Here is a 6759-nt window from a genome sequence, read left to right as displayed (position 1 = left end):
CAATCAAGGGTCGAACGTGCCCATTGACGTGAGAAAAGCGGAAGAACGGTCACAATCAAGGGTCGAACGTTCCCATTGACGTAAGAAAAGCGGAAGAATGGTTACATTAAGAGAATGTGTGGTAGCTAAACTAAACGTAAAGTTGATTCTTTAGTCTATAAAATATACAAGTAGCATCCCTTATGAAGAAAAATCTAGAAAAACGTAAATAAAAGATACTCCGCTTTGTTTTGTTGTTATGGATTAAACCAAGCAAGATTTTTTTAAAAAAGGAAAATATGTAATAGATAAAGAAATTATACTGTAGTTTTAAAAGTGAAAAATTTTTATAACGTAAAGGGGATGTAGTTATGGGAGTTGTTTTTACTAACGTTCAGAGCGTACTCGAAAATTATCAATCAGCAGTGCATGAGAAAAATGTTGAGAAATTCTTATTTGCATATTCTCCTGACATTCATGTTTATGATTGCTGGCAGAACTGGGAGAGTACCGATATTTCCTCATGGAGGAAAATGGCGACGGAGTGGTTTAATAGTTTAAGTGATGAAGGTGTTTTTCTCAATGTAATATTTAATGATTTAGTAGTGGAAGAAGATGCGAATATTGCTTTCGTTCATGGAGCAGTGACGTTCGCTGCGCATAACGAAGAAACTGAGGAGAAACTTCGCCAGATAACAAATAGATTCACATTCGGGCTAAAAAAAGAAAATGGATCCTGGACCATTAAACATGAGCATTCATCATTGCCAATAAGTATGGAAACTGGAAAAGGGATTTTTAACTTAAAGTAAGAATAATAGCCGCTATATAATCTTAATGTTTTGTGATGATTAAAACCAAAATAGTGAGTGGTCCAAAAGGATCGCTCTTTTTTTATAAGAAGGGAATTCTATCGCGAAAAGAGAATAACATCTTATTGACTATTTGAGGTGAGTGCAGTGGAGTGATAGGATTGTTTTTTAAAATATATTTTAGATTTGAGACATTAAAAAGGAGTGGACAATCCTTTTATGAACACCAAATTAATAATAGTAGAAGGTTTACCCGGATTTGGGAAATCAACGACTGCGCAATTAATCTATGATATTCTGACGGAAAGAAATATAGAGGTAGAGTTATTTTTAGAGGGAAATTTGGATCACCATGCTGATTATGATGGGGTATCTTGTCTTAATAAAAATGAGTTCGAAACGTTATTAGCCAACAGCGGGGATTTTGAAAAAGTATTTAATGATAGAGTAATGAAAAGAGAGTATAATTATTTACTCCCGTATCAGAAAATAAAAAATGAATATGGTACAAAGTTGTCAGATGAAATATTTAGTGAACTATTAAAAAAAGATATATATGAATTACCGCTAGAACAAAATATTGAATTAATAGTTGATAAATGGATAAGTTTTACTGAAAAAGCTATTTTGGGGAACAAAACATATATCTTTGAATGCTGTTTTATTCAAAATCCAGTAACAATTGGAATGGTTAAATACGGTGAAAAGAAAGAAAAAATAATAAATTATGTAATGGAATTGGAAGAAACTATAAAGAGTTTAAATCCTATTTTATTTTATGTGGATCAAGCTGATCTAGAGTTCTCGTTTAAAAAAGCTATTCAAGAACGGCCAAAAGAATGGTCAACTGGATTTATTAATTACTACACAAATCAAGGGTATGGGAAAGAAAACGGTTATGCTGGTATAGAAGGAACGATGAAAGTATTAGAAGCCAGAAGAGATGTCGAAAGAGAAATATTTGAATTGTTAAATATAAAAAAGGAAGTAATTAATAATTCAAATTATGAAATGGAAATATATAAGTCAATGATAATAGATAAATTGAAGTTATATGAAGTTTAATAAATGGATTATCACTAAACTACAGGTACTACTAAGGATGGATATATTAATTAGTAATCTTGAGAAGAAGGCTTTCTTCAATATTAATGGGAGGAATACTATTGGGGAAATTGTACAGTAAATGTTCTTTATTTTTAACGATACTAGGTATTATCTTGATATGGGCGGGACTTGCTTATATTCAACAATTATATGTTTTATTACCAGGAGTTGCACTTTATATCATTTCATTAATTGTAAGCCTTATAGCATTATACAAACGTGAGACTGGATTTATTAAGTTCCTATCTTTTCTATTCTTGATACCGATAATTCCGTTAGTAATATTTATATATTCAGGACAAATTTAACCTTAATATAAAAAAGGGGCTCGTTCATAATTGAACGAGCGTCATCCTTTATTTTATATTGACTAGATTATTGTGAGTTCTCAATTCTTTTAATCTTTTTTATTCGTTTTTAAGTTGTTATTAATAACAACAATAATAATCATCAAGGCAACAAAAGTTCCAGATGAGTTAGGTTTTAAATGGAAAAACCAATCATTAATTAAGTAATTAAAAACTAATATAATAACTGCAATTCCTAATAATATCCTATCTGTCAAATTAAACCCTCATTTCTAAGCATTTCTCCGTGGAATAATTGCTGGAATAAACTTAGGACTGATCCATAGAAATATATATGTATCAAAAAATTATTTATTTAGCATTTCTTTTTTTGTAATCCAAAAGTTTGGACAAAGAGGAAATGATGTTTAGTTGGTCGAATATAACCTTAGACCTTACTAAAATTGTGGGTCTTTCTCGTTTTTATCAGCAATTTAATATCGTAAAAAATTAATTTAAAGGTGGAAAAATATGAACATATCTGTTTTAGGTTGTGGACGATGGGGTACCTTTATGGCGTGGTATGTCAATAAGGTTGGACATAATGTAATGCTTTGGGGGAGGGAAAGTTCAAGGAATTTTCTCGGATTAAATGAAACTAGAAAAAATGAGTATCTGTCCTTACCAGATACTATTGAATTAAATAGTTCTCTAGAGAAAGCAATTTCATTTGCGGACATAATAATTATTTCAATCAGTGCTCAAGAACTAAGGTCCTTTGCGAATCAATTAAGTTTATTAAAAGAAATACAAAATAAAACATTTATTTTATGTATGAAAGGACTTGAAGCTTCAAGTGGAAAAAGACTTACTCAAGTATTCAGTGAGGAAGTCGGAAGAAATGTGAATGTAGCAGTTTGGGTAGGGCCAGGACATGTACAGGATTTTGTGAATAATATACCAAATTGTATGGTCATTGGTTCTGAAAATGTTGAAATAACAAAACTGATTGTTCAAGAGCTTAATAGTGATTTAATAAGGTTCTATTATGGTCAGGATCTTATTGGAAACGAAATAGGGGCAGCAACGAAAAATGTAATGGGAATTGCTGCAGGCATGTTGGATGGATTAGGCTATAGCAGCTTAAAGGGCTCACTTATGGCTCGAGGTACGCGAGAGATTTCTCGTTTAGTAAGAGCTATGGGTGGAAATGATATAACGATTTACGGTTTAAGTCATTTGGGAGATTATGAAGCCACCTTGTTTTCCATGCACAGCCATAATAGAAAATTTGGACAAGCGTACGTTGAAGGAGAAGGATTTGGAAAATTGGCGGAGGGTGTTTCTACAGTTAAGGCATTAAGGGAATTAGCAATACAGTATGCTGTAGAACTTCCAATCTGTAATGCCTTATACAAAATTTTATTCGAAAATAATGATGCAAAGGCAACATTAGAAGACTTATTCTTGCGTCCAGTAAAATTCGAATTTCAATAAGTTAATAACGAGATATTGTATAGTGGTATGTGATTGGTGGGGCAACTTACTAATCTAGGATTATGAGTACATGGGATTCATGATGATATTGAGCACAAACTAATTAAGAACGTATTCTAAAGGAGAAATAATGCCAAAAAAAGGTCAGTTAGAAGTGTTTAACTTAATGCAATTAGTACAAAACCAAGAGGATTATACAAATTTTATTGTAAGCGAAGTAAATGATCACGCTCTTAGAATAGCTGTGATAAATGGGGAATTTCATTGGCATAAACACGAAGATTGTGATGAGCTGTTTTATGTTTTAGAAGGTGAACTTTTTATAGATTTAGAAAACAACGAAACAGTTTCCTTGAAACCGGGTGAAATGTTTACAATTCCTGCTAATACCATGCACCGAACTCGTTCAAATGAAAGAACAGTTAATATATGCTTCGAAAAGTCATTGAATGATATCAAAGGTGATAATAGTTAACATCTTTCAAAACGTGCACTTTAAAAGGGAAGATTGCTGTTTCAACTTAATTAAGGAGTGTTGCATCATATTTGTGATGCGGCACTCCTTTTTTCTATGTGAATACCCTGTTTGAAAAAGGCTTAGATGTACGCTAGGAAGAGGAGTGCATATATATATGGTGGGAGTTGTTGATTAAAATAAAATCTAAATAATAATAATTATCATTTGGGTTCGCGATTTTAAACCATGGCATATAATCTTTAATTAATAATAATTATCAATCGCAATTACTTTATGTTATGCAGCGGAAATACAAGTGTGTAAAATTGATATTAATAATTATTCTCAATTAGATTATAAAATTCTCAATTGAGATTGACTTTTTTGTAACCGATATGTATTATGTATTATATAATAATGATTATAAAAAGATTGTGTATTGTAGAGTTAAAGTTTCAAAGAATACTTGAATGGAATGATCATGACATAAATTAGGTTTGCTTTAACTACATGATTATGGAGGTGTTAACATGTCACAAGGTCAACTTGCATCTACGAATAGTGAGAAAGTGCTAATTTCTTCCCTTCCTCGTATGGAAAAGCTTTTTGTCCACATGGAATTAATCGCAGCCATTTCAAGCGGGTTTTTAATTGTATTAGCGTGGATATTGTCAAAATGGAACCATGAATCAATTTCGATTGCTTTTTATCTGGCAGCATTTATTATCGGTGGCTATGCCAAAGCCAAAGAGGGAATCGAGGAAACGATTAAAAATAAAGATTTGAATGTTGAATTGCTCATGTTTTTTGCTGCAATAGGTTCGGCAATTATTGGTTATTGGGCAGAAGGGGCAATGCTAATTTTTATTTTTGCATTAAGCGGTGCACTTGAAACATATACCATGAATAAAAGTCAAAAGGAAATCTCCTCTTTACTAGATATACAACCCGAAACCGCGATGCGTGTTACGAATGGTTGTGAAGAAATCGTGCATGTATCTTTATTAGAAATAGGAGATATGATTTTAGTGAAACCAGGAGAACGTATTCCTGCAGACGGGATGATTGCTCAAGGGATGACAACAATTGATCAATCAACGATCTCGGGTGAATCCATTCCAGTTACGAAAGATAGCGGTTCCGAGGTTTTTGCAGGGACGATCAATTTGAATGGGTCTATTACAGTGGAAGTAACGAAGCCTGCAAGCGAAACCGTATTTCAAAAAATTATTCAGCTCGTACAGTCCGCACAAAGTGAAAAGTCACCTTCACAGCTTTTTATCGAACGATTCGAGGGTGGCTATGTTAAAATCGTGCTCTCTGTTGTGGTATTAATGATGGTTCTTCCGCATTTTGTTTTCGATTGGAGCTGGACTACAACTTTTTATCGAGCGATGATTTTATTAGTAGTAGCTTCACCATGTGCACTTGTGGCATCTATCATGCCAGCAACCTTATCGGCGATATCTAATGGTGCTAAAAAAGGAATTTTGTTTAAAGGCGGCGTTCATATCGAGAGCTTGAGTCATGTGAAAGCAATTGCTTTTGATAAAACAGGTACATTAACAAAAGGGAAACCAGAAGTAACCGATATGATTGTTCGAACTGATTTAAATGAAAGTGAATTATTACATTTTGTTGCATCCATTGAAAATCATTCGAATCACCCATTGGCCATTGCGATTGTTCAGTTTTGGAAATCCAAGAATCAAGAGGTCCTTTTGCTGCCTGAACAAATAGAAGATGTACCAGGATGGGGATTGAAGGCAAGCGTAAATAATCAAGAATGGCTGATAGGTAAAAAGGATTTTGTTGGAAGCAAGGAGGCGCTAGAATTTAATGACGGTGCTGCCAAGAAGCTTGAAGACGAAGGGAAAACGGTTGTTTATGTGAAAGATTCAACTGGAATTGCCGCTGTAATAGCTCTGCAAGATATAGTACGGAACGAAACAAAAGATGCTTTACTTGAATTGAAAAATGAAGGAATACGTACTATTATGTTGACTGGCGATAGTGAGAATACTGCGAAAAACATTGCGGCACAATCACAAATTGATGAATACATCGCAGAGTGCTTGCCTGAAACAAAGGTATCGTCATTAAAAAAAGTAAAAGAACAATACGGAAATGTTGCCATGGTTGGGGATGGTGTCAATGATGCTCCAGCTCTAGCTACAGCAAATGTCGGGATTGCTATGGGTGAAGGCAGTGATGTCGCCATGGAAACGGCTGATGTTGTTCTAATGAAAAATGACCTTTCAAGAATTGCGGAAGCCATCCGTTTATCAAGAAAGATGAATCGTATTATTAAACAAAATATCTTTTTTTCCATCACTGTCATCATCATCCTAATTGCATCGAACTTCTTTCAATTTCTCAATCTACCATTAGGCGTAGTGGGCCATGAGGGAAGTACCATTTTAGTTATATTAAATAGTTTGAGATGTCTTGGTGGTGGAAAAGGTAAAATAGTTTGAGGCTAGGGATCTTACCCTAGCTTTTTTGTTTAATGATTTTCAAGCGGTTTCCTTTTTTGATGTTTTTTATCAGAGATATAATTGCAATTGTACCACTTACTATATGTTGTAAGTTTAAGGATAGATGAAAAAAGGTGCAAATA

Annotated in this window: 7 protein-coding genes; 6 read left to right on the top strand and 1 reads right to left on the bottom strand. The window is 33.5% G+C overall.

What is annotated here, in order from left to right; genetic code table 11:
- Nucleotides 1-350 precede the first annotated feature (350 nt).
- The 3 genes from AC3WJF_RS22750 to AC3WJF_RS22740 all read left to right on the top strand — a co-directional run bounded on the left by AC3WJF_RS22750 (nt 351) and on the right by AC3WJF_RS22740 (nt 2206).
- The gene (locus AC3WJF_RS22750) at nt 351-791 is read left to right on the top strand and encodes a YybH family protein (RefSeq protein WP_492456332.1); all 441 of its coding nucleotides are present in this window, start codon (nt 351-353) and stop codon (nt 789-791) included.
- Between the two features lie 219 nt (nt 792-1010).
- Nucleotides 1011-1856, top strand: coding sequence for a P-loop NTPase family protein (locus AC3WJF_RS22745; RefSeq protein ID WP_492456331.1), 846 nt, complete (start codon nt 1011-1013; stop codon nt 1854-1856).
- A 101-nt stretch (nt 1857-1957) separates the two neighbouring features.
- Nucleotides 1958-2206, top strand: coding sequence for a hypothetical protein (locus AC3WJF_RS22740; RefSeq protein ID WP_492456329.1), 249 nt, complete (start codon nt 1958-1960; stop codon nt 2204-2206).
- Nucleotides 2207-2295: 89 nt separating this feature from the next.
- Here AC3WJF_RS22740 and AC3WJF_RS22735 read toward each other — a convergent pair whose 3' ends face one another.
- A complete protein-coding gene (locus tag AC3WJF_RS22735; RefSeq protein ID WP_492456327.1) occupies nt 2296-2463 on the bottom strand; it encodes a hypothetical protein in 168 nt (55 codons plus the stop codon).
- Between the two features lie 253 nt (nt 2464-2716).
- Between AC3WJF_RS22735 and AC3WJF_RS22730 the strand changes: the two genes are divergently transcribed.
- The 3 genes from AC3WJF_RS22730 (at nt 2717) to AC3WJF_RS22720 (ending at nt 6616) form a co-directional block, all read left to right on the top strand.
- Complete coding sequence (locus AC3WJF_RS22730; RefSeq protein ID WP_492456325.1) at nt 2717-3682, top strand: NAD(P)H-dependent glycerol-3-phosphate dehydrogenase; 966 nt, start codon at nt 2717-2719, stop codon at nt 3680-3682.
- A gap of 130 nt (nt 3683-3812) precedes the next feature.
- Nucleotides 3813-4157 (top strand): cupin domain-containing protein, encoded by a 345-nt coding sequence (locus tag AC3WJF_RS22725; protein WP_492456323.1) that lies wholly within the window; start codon nt 3813-3815, stop codon nt 4155-4157.
- 575 nt (nt 4158-4732) lie between these two features.
- The gene (locus AC3WJF_RS22720; protein WP_492456334.1) at nt 4733-6616 is read left to right on the top strand and encodes a heavy metal translocating P-type ATPase; all 1884 of its coding nucleotides are present in this window, start codon (nt 4733-4735) and stop codon (nt 6614-6616) included.
- Nucleotides 6617-6759: the final 143 nt, after the last annotated feature.

It is taken from the genome of Heyndrickxia sp. FW510-T9, assembly GCF_058781025.1.
Note: the sequence above shows the minus strand (reverse complement) of the source record. Positions and strands in the feature narration are given on the sequence as shown.